This is a genomic window from Yinghuangia sp. YIM S09857, assembly GCF_051388915.1.
Lineage (GTDB): Bacteria > Actinomycetota > Actinomycetes > Streptomycetales > Streptomycetaceae > Yinghuangia.
The window spans coordinates 3,844-26,592 of the sequence record NZ_JBPKBH010000016.1; the positions used below are offsets into that span (position 1 = coordinate 3,844).

General features: G+C 70.2%; 16 protein-coding genes. 7 read left to right on the top strand and 9 right to left on the bottom strand.

From position 1 onward, the window contains the following. Nucleotides 1–24: 24 nt before the first annotated feature. Together ACRX5S_RS28450 and typA are read right to left on the bottom strand one after the other, a co-directional pair. Nucleotides 25–1,665 (bottom strand): peptide ABC transporter substrate-binding protein, encoded by a 1,641-nt coding sequence (locus tag ACRX5S_RS28450; protein ID WP_436775988.1) that lies wholly within the window; start codon nt 1,663–1,665, stop codon nt 25–27. A gap of 536 nt (nt 1,666–2,201) precedes the next feature. After that, the gene (gene typA / locus ACRX5S_RS28455; protein WP_436775989.1) at nt 2,202–4,067 is read right to left on the bottom strand and encodes a translational GTPase TypA; all 1,866 of its coding nucleotides are present in this window, start codon (nt 4,065–4,067) and stop codon (nt 2,202–2,204) included. A gap of 397 nt (nt 4,068–4,464) precedes the next feature. Between typA and ACRX5S_RS28460 the strand changes: the two genes are divergently transcribed. The 5 genes from ACRX5S_RS28460 to ACRX5S_RS28480 all read left to right on the top strand — a co-directional run bounded on the left by ACRX5S_RS28460 (nt 4,465) and on the right by ACRX5S_RS28480 (nt 10,401). Further along, nucleotides 4,465–5,397, top strand: a complete 933-nt coding sequence (locus tag ACRX5S_RS28460; RefSeq protein WP_436775990.1) for a tetratricopeptide repeat protein — start codon at nt 4,465–4,467, stop codon at nt 5,395–5,397. A 1,019-nt stretch (nt 5,398–6,416) separates the two neighbouring features. Continuing rightward, entirely contained in the window at nt 6,417–6,722 is a 306-nt protein-coding gene (locus tag ACRX5S_RS28465) for a hypothetical protein (RefSeq protein ID WP_436775991.1), read from the top strand. 55 nt (nt 6,723–6,777) lie between these two features. Then, on the top strand, nt 6,778–7,572 hold the full coding sequence (locus tag ACRX5S_RS28470) for a hypothetical protein (RefSeq protein WP_436775992.1): 795 nt from the start codon (nt 6,778–6,780) through the stop codon (nt 7,570–7,572). Nucleotides 7,573–7,621: 49 nt separating this feature from the next. Continuing rightward, nucleotides 7,622–9,649, top strand: a complete 2,028-nt coding sequence (locus ACRX5S_RS28475) for a fumarate reductase/succinate dehydrogenase flavoprotein subunit (protein WP_436775993.1) — start codon at nt 7,622–7,624, stop codon at nt 9,647–9,649. After that, complete coding sequence (locus ACRX5S_RS28480; RefSeq protein WP_436775994.1) at nt 9,649–10,401, top strand: succinate dehydrogenase/fumarate reductase iron-sulfur subunit; 753 nt, start codon at nt 9,649–9,651, stop codon at nt 10,399–10,401. Before ACRX5S_RS28475 ends, ACRX5S_RS28480 begins: the two co-directional genes overlap by 1 nt. A gap of 18 nt (nt 10,402–10,419) precedes the next feature. On the opposite strand, the gene ACRX5S_RS28485 is transcribed toward ACRX5S_RS28480, so the two are convergent. After that, entirely contained in the window at nt 10,420–12,879 is a 2,460-nt protein-coding gene (locus ACRX5S_RS28485; RefSeq protein WP_436775995.1) for a SpoIIE family protein phosphatase, read from the bottom strand. A 266-nt stretch (nt 12,880–13,145) separates the two neighbouring features. Then, nucleotides 13,146–13,607, bottom strand: coding sequence for a (deoxy)nucleoside triphosphate pyrophosphohydrolase (locus ACRX5S_RS28490; protein WP_436775996.1), 462 nt, complete (start codon nt 13,605–13,607; stop codon nt 13,146–13,148). Between the two features lie 122 nt (nt 13,608–13,729). Between ACRX5S_RS28490 and ACRX5S_RS28495 the strand changes: the two genes are divergently transcribed. Beyond that, nucleotides 13,730–14,029 (top strand): 4a-hydroxytetrahydrobiopterin dehydratase, encoded by a 300-nt coding sequence (locus tag ACRX5S_RS28495; RefSeq protein ID WP_436775997.1) that lies wholly within the window; start codon nt 13,730–13,732, stop codon nt 14,027–14,029. A gap of 702 nt (nt 14,030–14,731) precedes the next feature. Next, a complete protein-coding gene (locus tag ACRX5S_RS28500; protein WP_436775998.1) occupies nt 14,732–15,211 on the top strand; it encodes a hypothetical protein in 480 nt (159 codons plus the stop codon). Nucleotides 15,212–15,220: 9 nt separating this feature from the next. On the opposite strand, the gene ACRX5S_RS28505 is transcribed toward ACRX5S_RS28500, so the two are convergent. From ACRX5S_RS28505 to ychF, 5 genes are all read right to left on the bottom strand, one after another. After that, nucleotides 15,221–16,477, bottom strand: coding sequence for a GH12 family glycosyl hydrolase domain-containing protein (locus tag ACRX5S_RS28505; RefSeq protein ID WP_436775999.1), 1,257 nt, complete (start codon nt 16,475–16,477; stop codon nt 15,221–15,223). Nucleotides 16,478–16,480: 3 nt separating this feature from the next. Continuing rightward, nucleotides 16,481–17,806, bottom strand: a complete 1,326-nt coding sequence (locus tag ACRX5S_RS28510; protein ID WP_436776000.1) for a glycoside hydrolase family 26 protein — start codon at nt 17,804–17,806, stop codon at nt 16,481–16,483. A gap of 5 nt (nt 17,807–17,811) precedes the next feature. Next, a complete protein-coding gene (locus tag ACRX5S_RS28515; RefSeq protein ID WP_436776001.1) occupies nt 17,812–19,911 on the bottom strand; it encodes a glycosyltransferase family 2 protein in 2,100 nt (699 codons plus the stop codon). Between the two features lie 169 nt (nt 19,912–20,080). Continuing rightward, complete coding sequence (locus ACRX5S_RS28520) at nt 20,081–21,193, bottom strand: DUF2510 domain-containing protein (RefSeq protein WP_436776002.1); 1,113 nt, start codon at nt 21,191–21,193, stop codon at nt 20,081–20,083. Between the two features lie 265 nt (nt 21,194–21,458). Then, nucleotides 21,459–22,532, bottom strand: a complete 1,074-nt coding sequence (gene ychF / locus ACRX5S_RS28525; protein ID WP_436776003.1) for a redox-regulated ATPase YchF — start codon at nt 22,530–22,532, stop codon at nt 21,459–21,461. Nucleotides 22,533–22,749 lie beyond the last annotated feature (217 nt).

Genomic DNA, 22,749 nt, shown 5'->3' on the forward strand with positions numbered 1-22,749 from the left:
CCGCCGATGCGACGTCGGCTGTGGTTATGCCAGGGACACCAGGTCGAGGCGCATGCGGTTCTGCGCGTCGATCTTCACGTTGGTGACCTTTTCGGTCCAGGCGTTCGAGCCCTGGTAGAAGAACACCGGGATGTACGGGAGTTCCTTCAGCAGGATGTCGTTCGCGGCCTGGTAGGCGGCGATGCCCTCGGCGCCCTGCTTGACGTCGGCCGCCGCGAGCGCCGCCTCGAACTGCTCGTTGACGTAACCCGCGTGGTTCGAGCCGTTGTCGATCGCGATCTTGCTGAAGATCGGCCGCAGGTAGTTCTCGATCGACGGGTAGTCCATCGACCAGGCCATGCGGAACGCGCCCGAGTACTCCTTGGCGTCGAGCGAGTCCAGGATCGCCTGGAACTTCTCGAACGGCTTCGGCGTCACCTCGATGCCCAGGTGCTCCTTGAGCATGTTGCCGATGGCCTCGATCCAGGCCTTGTGGCCGCCGTCGACGTTGTAGCCGAGCTCCAGCTTGTTGCCGGGCAGCCCGCCGGCCGCGGTGAACAGTTCCTTGGCCTTGGTCGGGTTGAACGTGCACGCCTCACCGCAGGCACCCTTGCGGTAGCCCGGGATGATCGGGCTGACGAAGTCGTCCGCGGGCGGGCGGGTGCCGCTGAAGATCGCCTTGTTCAGCGACTCGCGGTCGATGGCCATCGAAATGGCCTTGCGCAGGTCGGGGTTGGCGAAGGCGGGGTTCGTGGCCAGCGGGAAGCCGATGTAGCCGACCGCCGACTCGGCCTTGTTGGAGGTGCGCCCCGGGAAGTCCTTCTCGACCGTGCCCATCGCGGAGGGTGGCAGCTTGTCGGTGATCTCGATGGCCTTGGCCCGCAGGTCGTTGTACGCGGTGTCCAGCTCGTCGTAGATCTTGAAGGTCACCGCGTCGAGGAGGGCGTCGCCGTCGCGGTCCGGGAAGGCGTCGAAGCGCTTCACCTTGATGTGCTGGTTGTGCTCCCACTTGCCGTCCATCATGAACGGCCCGTTGCCGATGGGCTCTTCGTCGAACTTCTTCGGGTCGGCGAAGAACGCCTTGGGCATCGGGTAGTACGCGTTGTACCCGAGCATCGTCGGGAACTGCGCGAACGGCACCTTGAGGGTGACCTTGAACGTCGTCTCGTCGACGACCTCAAGTCCCTTCAGCTTGTCGCCCGTCGGCTCCTTGTCCGGGCCGGGCGCCAGTTCCTCCGAGCCCTCGATCTTGTCGAAGAACGGGATCGCCTCTTGCGCGTTCTTCTGGTTGGCACCGTAGTTCCACGAGTCCACGAACGAACTCGCGGTCACCTTCTCGCCGTTGTGGAACGTGTAGTCCGGATGGATCTTGATCGTCCAGACCTTGTTGTCGGTGCTCTCGATCGACTGGGCCACGCGGTTCTGCGGGACGTTGGTCTCGATGTCGTAGTCGACGAGCCCGGCGAAGAGCGCATTGAGGACCTCCGCACCCTCGCTCTCCGCGGTGTTCGTCGGCACCAGGCCGTGCTGCGGCTCGCCGAGCTGGACCGTGATCGACCCGCCTTTCTTGCCGCCCCCCGACTGGGACGCCCCGGGGCTGCCCGGCGGGGTCGTGGGGTCGTCGTCGTCGGTACTGCACGCCGTTGCCGCCAGGGCCAGAACGGCCACCGCGGCTCCGATTTTCACGCGCGTAGATCCACGCACGGTCTGCCTCCTCGAAGTTCTTCGGACAGGAAGGGGGGAGGGAGATTGCACAGTGCGGACCAACAAGATCGATTTCCCGGTGTGGGCAGGAAATGATCATGCTGACGCCCGAGCGTCGTGCGGGAATGCGACAGCGAATTGGGACTCGGGCGCAAGCGCAACTATCCGACGCCCAATGATCTACATCCAGGCTTGGACTGTTGCATTTCAGTTAAGCCTGCGCGCGATATTCCGATGAAATGGCCATTGACCGGGACGAAATACCCGCCAACCAAACGGAACGGTCTCCCGCTCAACGGATCCGGGTGTTCGATCAGCGCGCTCTGGATTGATCAACTATGCGCGTGGACTGCGCAGTTCGCCGCGATTGCCCGATAAAAAGGCGATGGCCCACAGTCCAGACTGTGGGCCATCGGAGAACGCGGTCGGCGGGAATTCGATCAAGAACGCCGCGCGGCGAACGCGATCAAGGACTCCTCACGGAGAAAGGCGATCCAGAACTCCGCGCGAGACCTCGGTCAGGAGCGCTTGGCGCGCGAGGCGGCGCGGGCGCGCTCCTGCTGGTTCAGCACCACCTTGCGGATGCGCACCGTCTCCGGCGTCACCTCGACGCACTCGTCCTCGCGGCAGAACTCCAGCGCCTGCTCCAGCGACAGTCTGCGCGGCGGGATCAGCTTCTCGGTCTCGTCCGCGGTGGACGAGCGCATGTTGGTGAGCTTCTTCTCCTTGGTGATGTTGACGTCCATGTCGTCGGAGCGGCTGTTCTCACCGACGATCATGCCCTCGTACACCTCGATGGTCGGCTCGACGAACAGCGTGCCGCGCTCCTGGAGGTTGGTCATCGCGAACGCCGTCACGACGCCCGAGCGGTCCGCCACCAGCGAGCCGTTGTTGCGGGTGCGCAGCTCGCCGACCCACGGCTCGTAGCCCTCGTGGATGCTGTGCGCGATGCCGGTGCCGCGGGTCTCGGTGAGGAACTCCGTGCGGAAGCCGATGAGTCCGCGCGCGGGCACGACGAACTCCATGCGGATCCAGCCGGTCCCGTGGTTGGTCATCGTCTCCATGCGGCCCTTGCGGGTGGCCAGGAGCTGGGTGATCGCGCCCAGGTACTCCTCGGGCGAGTCGATCGTCAGGCGCTCGAACGGCTCGTGCACCTTGCCGCCGATCTCCTTGGTGACCACCTGCGGCTTGCCGACCGTCAGCTCGAAGCCCTCGCGGCGCATCTGCTCGACCAGGATCGCCAGCGCGAGTTCGCCGCGGCCCTGCACCTCCCAGGCGTCCGGGCGCTCGGTGGGCAGCACGCGCATCGACACGTTGCCGACCAGCTCCTTGTCGAGACGGTCCTTCACCAGGCGCGCGGTGACCTTGTGGCCCTTGCCGCCCTTGCCGACCAGCGGCGAGGTGTTGGTGCCGATCGTCATCGAGATCGCGGGCTCGTCGACCGTGATGAGGGGCAGCGGGCGCGGGTCCTCGGCGTCCGCGATGGTGTCGCCGATCATGATCTCCGGGATGCCGGCGATGGCGATGATGTCGCCGGGGCCGGCCTCCTCGGCGGGCTTGCGCTCCAGGGCGTCCGTCATCAGCAGCTCGGTGATGCGGACCTTCTCGATCGAGCCGTCGTGGCGGCACCAGGACGTCGTCTGGCCCTTGCGGATCGTGCCGTTGTGCACCCGGCACAGGGCGATGCGGCCCAGGAAGTTCGACGCGTCGAGGTTGGTGACGTGGGCCTGGAGCGGGTGGCCCTCCTCGTACGTGGGGGCCGGGATGGTGTCCAGGATGGTCTGGAAGAACGGCTGGAGGTCGTCGTTGTCCGGCGTGACGCCGTTCTCCGGGCGGTTCAGCGAGGCCATGCCGTCGCGCGCGCAGGCGTAGACGATCGGGAACTCGATCTGGTCCTCGGTCGCGTCGAGGTCCATGAACAGCTCGTACGTCTCGTCGACGACCTCGGAGATGCGCGAGTCGGGGCGGTCGACCTTGTTGATGCAGAGGATGACCGGCATCTTCGCGGACAGCGCCTTGCGCAGCACGAAGCGGGTCTGCGGCAGCGGGCCCTCGGACGCGTCGACCAGCAGCACCACGCCGTCCACCATCGACAGGCCGCGCTCGACCTCGCCGCCGAAGTCGGCGTGGCCGGGGGTGTCGATGATGTTGATGGTGATGGGGTCCCCGCCGTCCTTGGGGTGGTACTTGACGGCGGTGTTCTTCGCGAGGATGGTGATGCCCTTCTCGCGCTCCAGGTCGTTGGAGTCCATGACCCGGTCGTCCATCTGTTGGTGCGAGCTGAAGGCACCGGCCTGCTTGAGCATGGCGTCGACGAGGGTGGTCTTGCCGTGGTCGACGTGGGCGACGATGGCGACGTTGCGGATGTCGTTGCGCGTGGGCATGCGGGTATGCGCTTCCGTTGGGCTCGGGACGTCGCATCCGGTCAGCATGTCTACGTCCGGTTCCGCCGGATATGCCGGGATGCAAGCCGGGCCGGTCCGCCGCGGCCCCTCCATGGTACGGGGCAACACCGATCGCCTCGGGTCACGTCCGGCTCGCGGACCAGGGCTTCGGGAGGTGGGGGCACGCGGGGGCGGGGTTCGAGGGCGCGCGAGACGCGCGGGCCGGGGCGGTCAGGGCGCGGGGTCGGGCGCGGCCGGGGCGTGTGGAGCGGGGTGCGTGGGCGGAGCGTGGGGCACGGGGTCGGCGGGGGCAGAGCCTGGGGTACGGGGTCGGCGGCGGCGGAGCGCGGGGCATGGGGTCGGCGGGGTTGGGGCGGGGCGAGGCACAATCGGCTGTGTGAGCGAATCCTTCAGCGAGCGGATGCGGCGGCGCTGGTCGGCACGGCGGGGCGACGGTGCGGGCGACCCGTGGGGCCCCGGCGGTACGGCCGGTGGCGGCACAGCGGGTGACGGGCGGCGCGGCGGGCCCGGGAACCCCTTCGCAGGCGGCCACGGCGGCCCGGACGCCCCGGGACCGGCCTCGGCCCCGGGCTCCGACTCCTCCGACTTTTCCGGCTTCGACTCGCCCGACTCCGACGCCTCTCCCGCTCCGGCGCCGGAGAGCCCGGCCACGGCCCGGGCGCGGATGATGCACGAGCGGCTGACGGAGGCGTACGGCATCGGCGACATCAGGACGGTCGCGCAGATCGCCGACCTGATGCCGGAGGGGCCGGAGGCCGAGCCGTACCGCACCTTCGCCCAGGTCCTGGCCGCCGAGGCGCAGGCCGACGACGCGCGGGCCGCGGACCTGGCCCGGACGTACCTGAACCGCCTGCACTCGGGGCACCCGGACTGGGAGACCGCGCGCAGCCTCTTCGGCGAGGTCATGGTGCAGGCACTGGTCATGGGCACGGTGCCGCTGGCCGGCAACCTCACCGCCGCGGAACAGGCGCTGGCGGCGCCGACCGGGTACTACATGCACCCGTCCGGCATGCTGCTGAAGTTCGCCGAGGAGGAGGAGACGCACCCGCTGCTGCTCGTCCTGCACGGCGAGGCGCGCAAGGCGGTGCGCAGCGCGGAGCAGGCGGTCCGCGCCGAGAAGAAGGGCACCCCGGCCGGCCACGCGGACGCCCTCTGCGTCCTGGCCCTGGCACTCACCGCCGCCGGCGACATCACCACCGCCCGCCAGGCCCTGGCCCAAGCCGAACAGATCCTCCCGGCCCGCCCCCGCATCACCGCCACCCGAACCCGAATCGAATCCAGCCCCGCCGCCACCCTCCACTCCGAGTAACCCCCACCCGCCGCCCAGGCGGGCAGGGACGGGCACGCGCAAGGACGTCGCCCGACTGGACGAGCGACCAGGGCGGCGAGCAACGGAGATCCGCCGCAAACGCTCCGGCGCTTGGCGGCGGTGTGGACGAGCGTGTGCGTGGAGGCGGGTCGCCGCGCGGTCGGGCGTGGCCCCGGGGGCTCCGCCACGGGCATGCGTTCAGGTCACGTCGACGCCGGGCGGAGCGGGACCGACCCGAGGGCGAGGTACGCGGCCAAGGGGCGGGCGGCGACGGCGGCTTGTCGGGCGTGCACGGGGGCCCGGCGCTGGGGCGGCATGGCCTTCGCGCCTTACCCCCGGCAGAGTCAAGCGACCGCATCACCGCTCCCGGTAGCGCCACCCCCCAAGCCCGCTCCCCCCGAGCAGGGCGAGCCGCCGCGGGGGAGCGCGAAACCGGTGGCTGTGCGTGCGCGGTGTGGATGGGCGTCTGTGTGGCGGGTCGCCGCGCGGTCGGGCGTGGCCCAGGGGGCTCATGGGGTTGGTGGCCGTATGCGTGCGGGCAGAGCACGTCGTGGTCGGCAGGGCGGGAGTCGGCTCGGCGGTCATGCCGGCGGCATTCGTCAGTCGGGGGTGGCCTGGTGCTCGGCTGCGGACTCGATCTTCTCCAGTTCGCCGCGTCCCTCGGCGAGGCCGGGGCGGCTTTCCGGCACGGGCGTCGCGGCTTCGAATAGCGCCGGCTCGGCGGGGCTTTGATGATCTTGGAATTGGCCGGGGGAATTGGTGATCTTGAATTCTTGATCGCTACGGGATGGTTGCCGGGTCCCCCGTGCGGGGGAAATCCGGGGGTGGGTGGGAAAAAGATCGCGATAGCACTTTCCATTCTTTCCCGGATCGCGCCACACTTCCGAGGTTCGCACCGCGTGCGGCCGATCGCGGCTTTCGGCTGCGCGCGTACGGGCGGTACGACCAGCACGTCCGCAACACCGACCAACCGGTCCCCCGACGGCGCGGGGCCGGCGACCAGGGGGTGAGCGCGCGACATGACGACGACCGTGGACTACGACCTGACCCGCGCACAGCGCAAGCTCGACGAACTGGACCGCGTGCTGCGGTCGGTGCGCGGCCGGTTGGGGAACACGCTGGACATACGCCGGGTCTGCGGCGACGTCGAGCGGCTGCGAGATTCGCTCGCGCTGCTGTGCGAACACGCCCCGGGTGAACCGCACTCCGCGCCGCCGAACCCGCGCGCCGAACTCGAACCGCTCACGGAAGTACCGTACGACCCCTCGCTGTTCGCCGACGCGGACGACGAAGGGATCGGCGGGATGCGGCCGCAGCGGCGCTAACCGCACGCGCACCACCCGTACCCAGGGAACACGCAGCCGAGAAGGGCACTCACGCATGGCCACCGGCACCGCCGCGCCCGGCAGGGCGCAGATCGAGGAACGGCATCTCCGCACGGACCGCTGGTGGCTGGGCTCGGCCATCACGGTCACGATCCTGGTCGCGTTCATCGTGTACTCGACCTGGCGCGCGTTCGCCAACGACGACTACTTCGCGGAACCGTACGTCTCGCCGTTCTACTCGCCCTGCCTGTCGACCAACTGCGAAAGCATGCCGCTGAGCGCGAACGCGCCGCTCTTCGGCGACTGGTGGTCGCTCTCCCCCGCGCTGATCATCCTGATCTTCCCGCTCGGCTTCCGGATGACCTGCTACTACTACCGCAAGGCGTACTACCGGGGCTTCTGGGCGTCGCCGTCGGCGTGCGCCGTCCCGGAACCGCGCTCGAAGTACAGCGGCGAGACGAAGTTCCCGCTGATCATCCAGAACTCGCACCGCTACTTCCTGTACTTCGCGGTCGTCGTCGCCGGCATCCTGACCTGGGACGTCATCATCGCCTTCCGGGACGAGCACGGCGCCTGGGGGCACATGGGCCTCGGGACGCTGGTGCTGCTCGCCAACGTGCTGCTGATCTGGGCGTACACGCTGTCCTGCCACTCGTGCCGGCACATCCTCGGCGGGCGCCTCAAGCACTTCTCCAAGCACCCGGTCCGCTACCGCTACTGGCAGATCGTCAGCCGACTGAACACCAAGCACATGCAGCTCGCCTGGGCCTCGCTGTTCAGCGTCGCGCTCGCCGACCTGTACGTGTACCTCGTCGCTTCCGGCGCGTTCGACGACCCGCGCTTCTTCTAGCCGCGGGTTACGGTCCCACGCTCAAGTCCCAGGAAAGGCACCGAGCTTCATGTCCGAAGTGGAACGGCACAGCTACGACGTCGTCGTCATCGGGGCGGGCGGCGCCGGGCTTCGCGCGGCCATCGAGGCGCGCATGCGGGGAATGCGCACCGCCGTGGTGTGCAAGTCGCTGTTCGGCAAGGCCCACACGGTCATGGCCGAGGGCGGCATCGCCGCGTCGATGGGCAACGTGAACAGCAACGACAACTGGCAGGTGCACTTCCGCGACACCATGCGCGGCGGCAAGTTCCTGAACCACTGGCGGATGGCCGAACTGCACGCGCAGGAGGCCCCGGACCGGGTGTGGGAACTGGAGACCTGGGGCGCGCTGTTCGACCGCACCAAGGACGGCCGCATCAGCCAGCGCAACTTCGGCGGCCACGAGTACCCCCGGCTGGCGCACGTCGGCGACCGTACCGGACTGGAGCTGATCCGCACGCTTCAGCAGAAGATCGTCGCGCTCCAGCAGGAGGACGAGGCGGAGTTCGGCGACCCGGAGGCCCGGCTCAAGGTCTTCCAGGAGGTCACCGTCACGCGGCTGCTCACCGTGCCGGACGCCGGCGGCGACGAGGGCAACCGGGTCACCGGCGCGTTCGGCTACTGGCGCGAGTCCGGCCGGTTCGTGGTGTTCGACGCACCGGCGATCGTGCTGGCCACCGGCGGCATCGGCAAGTCCTTCAAGGTGACGTCGAATTCGTGGGAGTACACCGGCGACGGGCAGGCTCTCGCGCTGCTGGCCGGGGCGTCCCTCATCAACATGGAGTTCGTGCAGTTCCACCCGACCGGCATGGTCTGGCCGCCCAGCGTGAAGGGCATCCTGGTCACCGAGTCGGTGCGCGGCGACGGCGGGGTGCTGCGCAACTCCGAGGGCAAGCGGTTCATGTTCGACTACATCCCGGACGTGTTCAAGGAGAAGTACGCGCAGTCCGAGGCGGAAGGCGACCGCTGGTACGAGGACCCGGACAACAACCGCCGCCCGCCCGAGCTGCTGCCGCGCGACGAAGTCGCCCGCGCCATCAACTCCGAGGTCAAGGCGGGCCGCGGCACGCCGCACGGCGGTGTCTTCCTGGACGTCTCGACGCGCCTGCCCGCCGAGGAGATCCGCCGCCGACTGCCGTCCATGCACCACCAGTTCAAGGAACTGGCGGACGTCGACATCACCGCCGAACCGATGGAGGTCGGCCCGACCTGCCACTACGTCATGGGCGGCATCGAGGTCGATCCGGACACCGCGGCGACGCCGGGCGTCCTCGGGCTGTACGCGGCCGGCGAGGTCGCCGGCGGCATGCACGGCAGCAACCGGCTCGGCGGCAACTCCCTGTCGGACCTGCTGGTGTTCGGCCGCCGCGCCGGACTGCACGCGGCCGACTACGTCGCCGAACTCGGGGACGCGCGCCTGGACTTGGACCAGGAGCAGATCGACGCCGCGGCCGCGGAGGCGGTGGCGCCGTTCAGCAACGAAGGTGCCGAGAACCCGTACTCGGTGCACCAGGAGCTCCAGCAGACCATGAACGACCTCGTCGGCATCATCCGGCGCGAGGGCGAGATGGCCGAAGCGCTGGGCCGCCTGGAGGAGTTGAAGGCGCGCGCGGACAAGGCCGGGGTCGAGGGCCACCGGCAGTACAACCCGGGCTGGCACCTCGCCATCGACCTGCGCAACATGCTGCTGGTCTCCGAGTGCATCGCCAAGGCCGCGCTGGAGCGGCAGGAGAGCCGCGGCGGGCACACCCGCGAGGACCACCCCGGGATGTCGGCGGAATGGCGCAAGGTCGTGCTGGCCTGCACCCTCGCGGCCGACGGCGGGCACGTGGACCTGGTGCGCCGCACCCCGGAGCCGATGCGCGGCGACCTGCTCGCGCTGTTCGAGCTGGACGAGTTGAAGAAGTACCTGACCGACGCGGAACTGCCGGGGGCGCCCGCCGGAGACGACGCGGCCGACGAGCGCGACGCGGCCGACGCGCCCTCGGAGGGCGGGACTGCGGAGGCGGAGGCAGCCGACCCGGGCACCGACGCCGCCTCGGACGAGGAGAAGGACTGATGTCGTACAAGGCCAACTTCCGCGTATGGCGCGGTGACGTGGACAGCGGCGAGCTGCGCGACTACACGGTCGAGGTGAACGAGGGCGAGGTCGTCCTCGACATCATCCACCGCCTCCAGGCCACCCAGACCCCGGACCTCGCGGTGCGGTGGAACTGCAAGGCGGGCAAGTGCGGTTCGTGCAGCGCGGAGATCAACGGGCGGCCGCGCCTGCTGTGCATGACGCGCATGAGCACGTTCTCCGAGGACGAGACCATCACCGTGACCCCGATGCGCACCTTCCCGGTCATCCGCGACCTGGTGACGGACGTGTCGTTCAACTACACCAAGGCGCGGCAGGTGCCGTCCTTCACGCCCCCGCCCGAGCTGAAGGCGGGCGAGTACCGCATGCAGCAGGTGGACGTCGAGCGCTCGCAGGAGTTCCGCAAGTGCATCGAGTGCTACCTGTGCCAGAACACCTGCCACGTCATCCGTGACTTCGAGGACAACAAGCCGGCGTTCTCCGGCCCCCGTTACCTCATGCGGATCGCCGAGCTGGACATGCACCCGCTCGACGTCGCGGACCGCCAGAAGGCGGCGCAGGAGGAACACGGGCTCGGCTACTGCAACATCACCAAGTGCTGCACGGACGTCTGCCCGGAGCACATCAAGATCACCGACAACGCGCTGATCCCGATGAAGGAGCGCGTCGCGGACCGTAAGTACGACCCGCTGGTGTGGCTCGGCAACAAGATCCGCCGCCGCGGCAACTGACGCACCACCAGGTCAGGTCTACTCCCCGGTGGGGAGCTGGAGTTCGAACCACACGATCTTTCCGTGGCCCGCCCTCCGGCTCCCCCACCGCTCGGCGAGCGTGGTGACCAGCTGCATGCCGCGGCCCCCCTCGTCGGTGTCGCGGGCCTCGCGCAGCCGCGGCAGGCTCGGTACGGCGTCCGCAACCTCGCACAGCAGGTTCCGCCCGCGCAGCAGCCGCAGGCGGATCGGACCGGCGCCGTACCGCAGCGCGTTCGTCACCAGTTCGCTCACCAGCAGCTCGGCGATGTCGACCAGGACCTCCAGGTCCCAGTCGTGCAGCGTCTTACGGGTCAGCTCGCGCGCCCTTGCCACCACAGGCGGTTCGGCCGGGAGCCACCACGAGGCGACCGCGTCCTGGGGCAGCGCGTCGAGGCGGGCCATGAGCAACGCCACGTCGTCGAAGCCGAGTTCCTTGTGCAGCGAGGAGATGACCGCGTCGGACGCCTCCTCCAGCGGGCCCCGGTGCTCCGCGATCGCGTCGCACAGCAGGCCGATGCCGGTGTCGAGGTCGCGTTCGCGCGTCTCCACGAGGCCGTCGGTGTAGAGCACCAGCAGACTGCCGGGCTCGACCTGCAACTCCTTCTGCTCGAACGGCACTCCGCCGACGCCCAGCACCGCGCCGGACGGCGGGTCGACCGGCACGGGACGTCCGCCCGGAGGCACCAGCACCGGCGGCAGGTGCCCGGCGCTGGCGAACTCGCAGGTACGTGCGACCGGGTCGTACACGACGTACACGCAGGTGGCGTAGTGCAGTTCGCCGAGGCTGGCGACGATGTCGTCGAGGTGGCCCATGACTTCGGAGGGCGGCAGATCGAGTCCCGCGAGTGTGCGTACCGCCGTGCGCAACTGCCCCATCACCGCTGCCGCGTGGACGCCGTGACCCATCACGTCGCCGACCACCAGCCCGATGCGGCCGCCGGAGAGCGGGAGTACGTCGAACCAGTCGCCGCCGACCTCGGTCACCAGGCTGCCCGGGAGGTAGCGGTGCGCGACCTCGATGCCCGGGATCTCGGGCAGGTCCTGCGGCAGCAGGCTGCGTTGCAGCATGACGGCGGTCTCGCGCTGCCGGTGGTAGAGCCGGGCGTTGTCCACCGACACGGCCGCGCGGGCACCCAACTCGGTGGCGAGCGTGAGGTCGTCGGGGTCGAACGCGGGACGGCCCTCGCCGCGGCCGAGCAGCAGCGTCCCGAGCACGATGCCCCGGGCGCTGAGCGGCACGACCATCAGCGTGTGCAGGCCGAGGACCCGGGCGGACTCGGCGCGGCCGGTGTCGCGGATGAGCTCCTCGTACATCTCGTCCTGGATGTTCTGCACCAGGTAGGAGCCGCCGCTGCGTAGACAGCGCCCGAACGTCGAGTCGGCCGAGTAGACCAGCCGCGAACCCTGCTCCAGCAGTTCGTCGGTGTACCGGCCGGGGCGGGCGCCGCGCGAGGCGACGCGGTACATCACCGTGCTGTCGCCGTGCGCGCCGGGCGGGATCTCGTCGCCGACCATGACCGCCTCCAGCAGGTCGACGGCGGCGAGGTCGGCGAAGCCGGGGACGACCGAGGCGGCCAGCTCCTCGGCGATGCGGGGGATGTCGAGCGTCGCGCCGATGCGCGTGCCGGCCTCGTTGAGCAGCGCGAGCCGCTTGCGCGCGGCGTCGACCTTGACCATGGCGTAGTGCCGCTCGGTGACGTCGATGAGCGAGCAGCTGATGCCGAGGATCTTGCCGCCCTGCGCCTGGAGGCGGTTGTACGACATCGACCAGACCGTACGGGGGCCGCCGTCCAGCGGGATGGGCCCGAAGATGCGGGAGTCGACGACGGGCTCGCCGGTGTCGAGGACGCGCTGCTGGATGGTCCGCACCCGGGCGGTGTCGATGCCGGGCATGATGTCGTCGATCGTGCGGCCCAGGTGGTCCGCGACGGGCACCCCGTCCATGGCGGCCAGCGCATCGTTGGCGGCGACGTAGCGCAGGTCGGTGTCGAAGATGCCGACGCCGATCGGCGACTGGTCGAAGAGCGCCTCGCGCATCGCGAGGTCGGCCTCGACCCGGTGCAGCGCGTCGGCCTCGACCGAGGTGATCAGGATCGACCGGTTGCCGGCCGCATCCGTGACGAAGGCCGAGCGGGACTCGAACTCGCCGACGCTCCCGTCGGCGCGTCGAATCCGGTACGTGCCGCCGGCCAGCTCGGCGTCGGCGATCTCCTGTTCGATGCGCTCGCGGTCGTCCTCGGTGAGCGGTGGGACGAGGAGCTCCCCGGCCCAGCGGCCCAGGATCTCGTCGCGGCGGTACCCGAACAGTTTTTCGGCGGACCGGCTCCACATGGTGATGAGGCCCTGCGCGTCGAGCACCCAGGTGGCGCTGGGGACGAGGTCGTACAGGGTTCCGGGCGCCACGGAGTTGGGGGTGGTGCCCCCCGGTGGCCGCCCGGCGCTCTGACCCTGCTCCATGGACCGCGGATCCTTCACGTCGCTGCTATTAGGTGCCGTTTCCCCGATTCACTACTTTTTCAAGCCTTTGACCTTTGTTCCCGGCTGCTCCCGACTACTGCCGAATGACCGGATTATCGCGGGTCGCGCGGTGCCGGCCGGGAGGTGTGCCGCTGTGGCCCTTGGCGCTGCGGGCCTGTGAAATTGTCAGCCTGTGAAGTTGTGAGGCTGTGAAGTTGTGGGCCTGTGAGGCTGTGAAGTTGTCGAACCGGTCGGCGTGGCGCCGATCAGCCCGCCGGGCGCCCTGTCGGGCGTTCTGCCTCCCTCGCGGCCATGAGGCGCGCGACGACCGCGACCGCGTCCCGGTCCTGCGGCAGCCAGTCCACGTCCCCCAGCTCGTGGGGGGAGAGCCAGCGCAGCTCGGAATGGTCCTCCAGGGGCTGGGGCTCGCCCTCCAGCAGCTCGGCCTGCCACAGGTGCAGGACGTAGCCCGGCGTGAGGGGCCAGGCACCGGACAGCCGCCGTACGGCGCGCACCGCGACGCCCAACTCCTCGCGGCACTCGCGGACCAGCGCGTCGGCCTCGGCCTCGCCGGGCTCCAGCTTGCCGCCGGGGAACTCCCACCCGCCCGCCAGGTGCGGCGGCGCGGAGCGCCGTGCGGCGAGCACGCGCCCGGCGTGCAGGATCGCGGCCCCGACGACGATGACGAGATCGCCTTCGGGGTGCGGGGTCGCCTCCGGCCGGTCCATGGCGGACCACTTTACGGCGTTTGAGGGGCGGTACGGGCGTACGAGGGAAGACGCCGTCCGCTCGGCCGCCACGGCCGTGTCGGCCCTTGACGCGCGCCGATGCGGGGAGCAGCCTCCGAAGCATGCCGCAAATCATGGACGAATCCGCCGTATTGGCCGCCCTCGCGGGCCTCGACAACTGGACCGGCGATTTCAAACAGATCCGCCGTACCCTCACCGCCCCCGACTTCCCCACCGCCATCCGCATCGTCGACGTCATCGCCGTCGCCGCCGAGGACATGAACCACCACCCCGACATCGACATCCGCTGGCGCACCCTCCACATCACCCTCAGCACCCACGACGCCGGCGGCGTGACCCCCCTCGACATCCAACTGGCCGCCAACATCGACGCCATCGCCCGCGACCACAACGCGAAGTAGCCCCGCGCGCCCGAGCCCCGGCCGTGGCGGCCGCCCTCGCCGGACGAACGGGCCGGGCCGGTGCGGATCCCGCGCGGGTCCGATCCTGAGGCGTACGACGCGGAGGGCGGCCCCGAGGGATGGGCCCAACCGCCGCGCGAAGCGGTCGACGCCCGCAGCCGAGCCCACCCGGCACGCATGGCGCGCTGGTCGGACGCGCTTGAGCGGCGGGTGGCGGGTGGCGGGCCGCACGCGGGTGGGCTTCTCGGGGCGCAAGGCGACGCGGAGCCGTCCACAGCGGGTTGTGCGGCCCTGCCGACGACTCCGACGCCACCCCGCTCGCGACTCGACCCCCGGCGAGTTGAGCGAAGGCGGGAGCGCGGCGCCGACAGACTGCCGTGCAAGGCAATAGGCGCACCCCACCCCGCTCGCGACTCGACCCCCGGCGAGTTGCCCGGAGGCGGGAGCGCGGCGCCGACGGACTGCCGTGCAAGGCAATGGGCGGACCCGCTCGCAAGCTGACTCAGCCCGGTGCCACTGGTGCGCGGCGGGGTGCTTCCGGGGCGGGCTCTGCCACTCGGCGGGTGGTTGTGGGGGTGGGCGGCGGGGGCCACACATACTTTTGGGGTTAATGGGTTAAATGGGGTGAAAATGACTTTCCGAGTGTGATGGGGAGACGCCGTCGTGTCGCACTGTCGTCGCTTTCGCCGGGGCCTTGCTGTTGTGCTGCCGGTTGTCGTGTCGCTTGCCCTGGCGGGGTGCGGGGCGGGCAAGAAGGCCGAGACCTTGAGGATCAAGCCGGATACGCCGGCGACCTCGGTGGGGTCGTTGCTGATCCAGAACGTGGTGCTGCTGACCGGGCCGCTCGGTGGGGGCGGGCCGTTGGCGGTGACCGGGTCGATCTACAACGGGGGCGGGGCGCCGGATCAGATCCAGCGGATCTCGGTCAACGAGCTGCCGCTGCCGGCCGAGATCACCCCGGCGGCGAGTCACCCGGAGCTGCGGGTGCTGCCGCAGCAGACGTTGCAGCTCGGCGGGCCGGGAAATACGACCGCGGTCGTGCCGAATGCCGCGGACCTGGTCCGTTCGGGCGACACGCGGCGCGTGACGTTCACGTTCGCGCGTGAGGGCGAGGCCACACTGTGGGTGCCGGTGCTGGCGGCGCGGAGCTACTACGCGGGGTACGGGCCGCTCGCGTCGTAGACGGCGGACTCAGGTTGGCGGGTACCACGTCTGCGCGGGCCCGCGCTCGCACGGTTGGAGGCGCGGCACCGACCACCGGCCCGGAGCCGGGTCCCCGGCCGCGAGGCACTTCCCCGAGGCGGGGCTGACGAGCGCATCGGACGGCCCCGGCTGCCACTTCTGGGCGACGGCACCCGTACACGGCGCGAGGTACACCGTGCCGCCGCGCCCCGCCTCCAGGCATCTCCCGTCCTGGACCAGCGTGTTCGCGTCGCCCTTGGTCCACTCCTGCGCGGGCGACGCGTCGCACGTGGCCACGCCCGGCGTCCGGCCGTCCGACGGGGCGGCCAGGCACATGCCCGGCACGCCCGACGTGACCGCGCCGCGCGGCAGGCCGACCGCGGCGTCGAAGGAGAACGAGTCGGTGCGCAGCCCCACTCCGCCCTCCCAGACCTCGAAACCGGCCTGCACCGAGCACAGTTCGGAGTCCCTGGGGACGTACCCCCGCTGGGCCGCGTCCAGCGCGAACGCGCGCAGGTCGAGGTCGCGGACCGACGAGGCGGGGTCCTCCAGCAGGTAGACGATCACGGTGTGACTGCTCTTCTTGGGCAGTTGGTACACCGTGTACGACAGGCCCCCGATCCGCACCGGGTCGTCGGCCTTCTCCCCCGACGGCTTCTTGCCGCGGCTGTCGATCCAGATCATCAGCTCGGCGCTCTCGGTGAACGAGCACTCGCCGTGCACCGGGCTGAACCACAGGTCGTACGAAGCGTTCCAGGTACCGGAGTCGATCGTCGACGTGGTCCAACTGCTCACCGCGTACCGCAGGTTGTCGACGCGGATCGGCAGGACGCCGCCGTGCAGCGGGGTGGTGATGTGCGCGTACGCCCCCGGCCCGCGGTCCGGGTCGACCACCGTCCGCTCGTTCACCCCGCTCTGGCTGATGCGGAAGTCCGAGCCGCCGTCCGTACGGACGCACAGCCCGCCGACCGCGTTCCACTCGTTCGGATTCACCTGGTAGCGCCCGCCGTCGACCTCGCGCGCCGGGTGCCGGTTGATCTCGTCGGAGCACAACTCGCCCGCCTGCGGCACCACTTGCGCGATCGGCGCGGGCGGCCGCTCGTGCGCCTTGGCGGACCGCTGGAGGTCGCCCATGAAGCGCGGTGGCAGGAGCATCCAGGCACCCAGCAGCCCGGCCACCAGCAGCAGTGCGACGCCCGCGGTCAGCACCGGGTGGCTGCGGGCGGTGGACCGCAGCCGCGCGATCTCCCCCGACCTCGTCAACACGGCTCAGCCCGCCCCGGCCCGTGTGGTCCGGGTCGCCGTCGGCGGCTTCGAACCGGCGGGCCGCGTCGTGGTCCGGGTGGGCGGTCTCGTCGTCGGGCGCGGCGGGGACGAACTCGGCGGGGCCTTCGTCGTCGGAGCCGCCGGAGTCGAGGGCACGGCCGACGGTGTGCTGGACGACGGCGCGCCGGACGGCTCGGCGGACCTGTCGACGGCCCGCAGCGGCGTGGCCTTCAGCGTCCACTTGACGTCGTACCGCGCGTCCCCCATGCCGGTACGGTAGGCCGCCGACGCCGCCGGGGACACGGCGATGCGCCAGTCGGCCTGGCGCTCCTTGCGCGCCTCGTACCAGATGACGCCGATGATGTCGGGGTTGCCGGGGAGTTGGCGGAACATCTCGTTGATCCACTCCGCCTTGCGCCCGTCGAAGTCCACCGCACCCGTCTCGGTGATGACGACGGGCCGCTGGGTGAACTTGCGCAGCTCCTGCACCGTCGGCTGGAAGATCTCGTCGAAGGACTTGTACTTCTCGACGCCCTTGGTGCCGAAGTAGCCGGACAGCCCGACCCAGTCAACGTATTCGTCGCCCGGGTAGAGCGACTGCACCGGCGTCGAGCCGTCGTAGTCGCGGTTCGGACTCCACACCCAGGTCACGTCGTTCGCGCCGACCTGCGTGAAGATGTCGTGGACGTGCCGCCACGCCTGGATGTACTGGTCCGTCGTGTTGCCGTTGGCCTGGGCCGCCCACGGGTACCAGAAGCCGTTCATCTCGTGAGCGAAGCGGATCGCGACGGGGTAGCCGAGCTCCTTGATGCCCTGCGCCCACTTGGTGACGTAGTCGTCGAACTGGCCCGCGATGATGTGGCGGAGCGCGTACGCGGGCTGGTTGCCGCGCTCTTCCTCGATCGGGCTCTCCTTGGTGAAGTCCCAGGGCTCCCAGGCCATCAGCGGCATCAGGCCGCGTTTGGCCACCTGGTCGAACAGCCGCCGGTCGAACGGGGAGTCGGCCCAGCCGACGGAGAATTGCAGCACGGAGGGGTCGCGTCCGACCGCGCGGGAGAAGTCGTCCAGCGGTGCGAGGTCGTACGAGCCGTGCGCGGTCATGATGCCGAGGAACTTCTTGCCGGCCGGCGGGAACACCTCGACCGGCGCCTTGGCGACGCGCTCCTTGACCCACGCGGGCGGCGGCTGGCGCTCGGGCAAGGGTCCGCCCATGCCGGGGGCTTCCGAAGCGGCCTGCGAGTCGACGAGGTCGGGCGCCCAGACGAATGTGTAGGTGACCATCAGGGCCAGCACGAGGGCACCCAGCATGCGGGGAACGGTGATACGCACGACCGTCACCCCACCGCCCGGCGGCCGGGGGCACCGGCGGCCGTCTCGTCGTAGTAGACGCCGTCGAAGTCGGCGGCAGAGCCCCTGAGTTCGGCTCCCGCGTCACCGAGTTCCGAGTGGGAGTCGAAGTCGTCCGCAGAGCCACTGAGTTCGGCCCCGGCGTCACCGGGTTCTGCGTGGGAGCCGAGGTCGCCCGCAGGCTCGCCGAGTTCGGTCGCGCCCTTGCCGAGTTCGACCGCGCCGCCCCCGGGTTCCCCACGCTGCCCCGGCACCGAGCCGAGGGCCTTCGCCGTCGGTACGGGCGCCTCCGCGTCCGCCGCCCGCCGCGACCGCGCCTCCACCCGCTCGCGCGCCTCCCGCACCTGCTCGGCGCGAGCCGCCGCGGCCTTGACGGCGTCGCGGGCCGCGCGGCGGCCAGTGAACAGCGACATCAGCGGCGGCATGAGCCCGGTGAACAGCGCCAGCCCCGCCCAAACCCGCAGCACCGTCTGGTCGTTGGACAGCATGACGCTCGCGCCGATCAGCCCGCCGGCCAGCGCCGCCCAGAACAGGTGCAGGCGGAACGTGCCCAACGACTCGGCGCTGCGCAGTTCGCCCTTCGCGGTGACCGCGTACGCGAGCGGCCTGCGCAGGATCGCCGCGACCGCCGCGGAGACGTACACCGGCCCCGCGAACAGCGTCAGCGCGATCCCCGCCGCCCCCACCTCGCGGCGCTCGTGGGCCGCCAGGTTGAACCGCCGCAGCCACAGCCACAGCACGAACCAACTGCCCATGCTCGCACCCCAGAGGGCCAGCCAGTGGGCGCCGTTGACGCGCATCGCGCTGATGCCGCAGAGCAGGTACGTGGCCGTCGCCACGATGCCGAGCAGGCTCGTCACCGCGACGCTCGGGTAGTAGAACTGCACGAAGCCGTACAGGATGCGCTGCCGCAGGCTCAGCCGGATCCCGGAGCGCAGCTTGCGGTCCAGGAGGATCTCCCAGATGCCGTACGCCCAGCGCTTCTGCTGGTTGAAGTAGTCCGTCCAGGACGTCGGCCCCTCGCCGATCGCCAGCACGTCCGGCGTGTAGACGCCCTTCCACCGGTTCCCCGTCTCCGGGTTGTCGGTGCCCTGGATCCGCATGCTGGTCAGGTGGTCCTCGATGATCGAGTCCTGATAGCCGCCGATCTGCCGCCACGCGGTGGGCCGGTAGAGGTGGTTGGTGCCGATCAGCAGGGGCGCGTCGAGGCCGTTGCCGCCGCGCTCCACGACGCCGCTGAACATGAACTGCTGGACGCCGGCGCCGTGCGCGACCCAGTTGTCGTACATGTTCCCGTACACCTGCGGGGCGACGACGAACGCGACGTCGGGGTCGCGGAAGTAGCCGAGGGTGCGTTCCAGGAAGCAGGGCAGCGGCACGTGGTCGGGGTCCATCTGCGCCACGACGTCGTACTTGTGCTCGTGCTCGGCACGCCACGAGTTGTGGTTGCCCGACTTGGTCTTGGCCCGGAACTCGCCTTCCAGGCGGTTGTATTCGGGACGCCCCTTGCGGCTGAAGTGGTGCACGCCGATGCGCGCGGCCATCGCCTTCACCTCGGGGTCGTCGCCCTCGTCGAGGATCCAGACGTCCACCTCGCCGTCGTACTCGATCTCCTTCATCGCGACGAGCGTGCGCTCCACGATCTCGATCGGCTCCTTGGCCGGGACGATCGTCGTGAGCACCGCGACGCGCAGGCCCGACTGCGCCTCGACCGGTATCGGGTCACGCGCGCGGGACGCGAAAATCCACACCGAGACGGTCTGGACAAGGCGGGTGAGTTCCACGATGATCACGGCGCAGAACGCGATGCGCGCGACCGTGAGCTTCCATCCGTCGATCCAGGTGACGCCCGCTCCGGGGACGTGCTCGGGGAGCAGCAGCCAGCCCACGAAGGCCAGGCCCGCGGCGGCGTTGACCAGCACGAGCACGTGCAGCGTGAACTTGGTCCAGGGACGCGCGACCGCGCGGAAGCCGACCGTGTAGGGGCCTTCCGGCGCCGGGGTCAGCGGCCCCGCGACGGTCGCGCAGTCCAGATACGCGCGGTGGGCTATTCGGTTCCTGCGCTCGCGCTTGTTGGCGCGGCGCACGCGTCCCTCGCGAGCCCTTCGACGGCCACGGCGGTCCCCCGTCCCAGACACGGACCGTGTCCCTCCCTTTGGTGCTTGGTGTTCGTGCTTCTTGCTTCGTTCCGATACGCACGGACGCGGTACGCGCCGCCGCTCGCGGCCGCGGCGCGCGTGCGCTACTTCGTCCGCATCAGCTCGTCTTCACCTGGATCGAGTTGGCGATCTCGTCCATCAGCGAGACGGGCGGCGCCTCGGCGGTGCGGTCCAGGCACATCTGGAACACGGCCACCTCGGTGGTTGTGCCGACGCGCACGGACAGGACTCCGCAGTAACTGCTCGGCGCGGTCTTCCCGACCAGGTTCGGCAGGTCCCACATGACGAGGTAGGCGTCGTTCCCCTGGAGGGTGAGCGCCTGCTGCTTCAGCGGCTTGGGCGCCGGTTCGGCTGCGTCGGTCTGGACGGCGACCAGTTCCCCGCCCATGCCCAGGGTCAGCGACTTGAGGTCGGACCAACCGCCGCTCAGCAGGCGGAGGTTGTGCACGACGGTGCCCCGGGAGCAGCTTCCGCCCGCGCGTCCCGTGCACTCGTACGGCGCGAGCACGAACCGGTTCTCCTCGCTCGTCGCCTTGGGGTCGACCTGCGGGGTCCACCCGGTCGGGACGGAGAAGACCACGATCTCCTTCGGGCCGGTGACGGACTGCGCGCCCGCGATCGGCTTGCCCCCGGCCAGCGGCGTACCCGCGAAGCCGTCGGGGCTGGCGACGTCCGTGGGCAGCGCGACGGTGGGCGGCGGCGTCGACGAGGGCGCGGAGGTCGTGGTGGTCTTGTCGTCGTCACCCTGGCCGAGGAAGTAGCCGCCGACACCGGTGCCGACCGCGATGACGGCCGCCACGACGGCCATGATGACGAACCGTTTGCGCCGGTTCGGCTCGACGGCCTCGAACTGCACGGGTGTGATCGGCTGCGGGATGGGACGGTCCGCTCCCGGCCACGGCGGTGACGACGACGGCGAGGAGGACGAGGAGGACGCCGAACCGGCCCCCGACGCGGGTGCGGCCACGGTCGGCTGCGAGGCCGCCGCTTCGTCACGCACCGTGTACGGCGGCTGCGGTCCGGAGGGCGGCGCCGGCGCCCCGGAGTCCTGCGCGTTCGCTTGTGCCTGGTCCCCCGCGCTCGAAGACTGAAGGAAGTCCGACTGGAGGCGGAAGTCGTCCGTCCACGACGAACCGTTCCACCAACGCAGCGTGTTCGGCTGCCCCGAAGGATCCTTGTACCAGCCGCTCGGCCGGTTCTCCGTCACCATGCGGCGAGATGCTAGCAGGATCGGATTTTCCCAAGAGACGAACACCATCGGTCCCGCGCGAAACGGTAATACGACGTTCCGGTCCGGTAACCGACAGCCACCATCCGCATCTGCCGCCAAAGCCGCAAATCGCCTGACTCGCAGTGATCATCCTCCGGTCGACAACCGACCGGACGGCGGCACTCGGACGCCCGGGACGAAGCGCCCGGGGGAGCCGTCCGAACGAGCCGCCCGGGACCGGCCGCCCGGCACCGGCCGCCCCGGATCAGACGTTGAAGCGGAACTCCACGACGTCGCCGTCCTGCATGACGTAGTCCTTGCCCTCCATGCGGGCCTTGCCCTTGGCGCGTGCCTCGGCGCGCGAGCCGGTCTCGACGAGGTCGTCGAAGGCGATCACCTCGGCCTTGATGAAGCCGCGCTGGAAGTCGGTGTGGATCACACCGGCGGCCTCGGGGGCGGTGGCGCCCTTCTTGATCGTCCAGGCGCGGGCCTCCTTGGGACCGGCCGTGAGGTAGGTCTGGAGGCCGAGGGTGACGAAGCCGACGCGGGCGAGCAGGGACAGGCCGGACTCGTCCTGGCCGAGGCTCTGGAGGAGTTCGAGGGCCTCGTCGTCGGGCAGTTCGATCAGCTCGGACTCGATCTTGGCGTCCAGGAAGATCGCCTCGGCCGGGGCGACGAGTGCGCGCATCTCGGCCTTCAGCTCCTCGTTCGTCAGCTCTTCCTCGTCGACGTTGAAGACATAGAGGAACGGCTTGGCGGTCAGCAGGTGCAGCTCGCGCAGCGGGGCGGAGTCGAGCCCGGCGGCGAACACCGTCTGCCCGCTCTCCAGGACCTTCTGCGCCTCCTCGACCGCCTGGGCGGCGACCGCCGACTCTTTCTTCAGGCGCGACTCCTTCTGGAGGCGCGGCAGGACCTTCTCGATGGTCTGGAGGTCGGCCAGGATCAGCTCGGTGTTGATGGTCTCCATGTCGTCCTTCGGCGAGACCTTGCCGTCGACGTGGACCACGTCCGGGTCGGTGAACACCCGAATGACCTGGCAGATCGCGTCCGACTCGCGGATGTTGGCGAGGAACTTGTTGCCCAGGCCCTCACCCTCGGAGGCGCCGCGCACGATGCCCGCGATGTCGACGAAGTCGACCGTGGCCGGGAGCACCTTCTGCGAGCCGAAGATCTCGGCGAGCTTGCCAAGCCGCTCGTCGGGGACGCCCACCACGCCCACATTGGGCTCGATCGTCGCGAAGGGGTAGTTCGCGGCGAGCACGTTGTTCTTGGTCAGGGCGTTGAACAGGGTGGACTTGCCGACGTTGGGCAGACCGACGATTCCGATGGTGAGCGACAACGTGGCTTCCCTAGAAGTGGTGGGGGCGGCTGGTGGGGTGGGTGCGGGACCCGCCCGGGTGCGCCGGAGCAGGGTACGCCGCTGCCATTCTATCGGCGCCGCGCACCGCCTCTGCCTGGGCAGTGCAGGTTGGGGGGCTTTCCTCTCCCCCGTGCCCCGCGTACCTCCTAGCTTGGACGGGAGACATGGCGACCACACACGCATCTACGGGGACCGG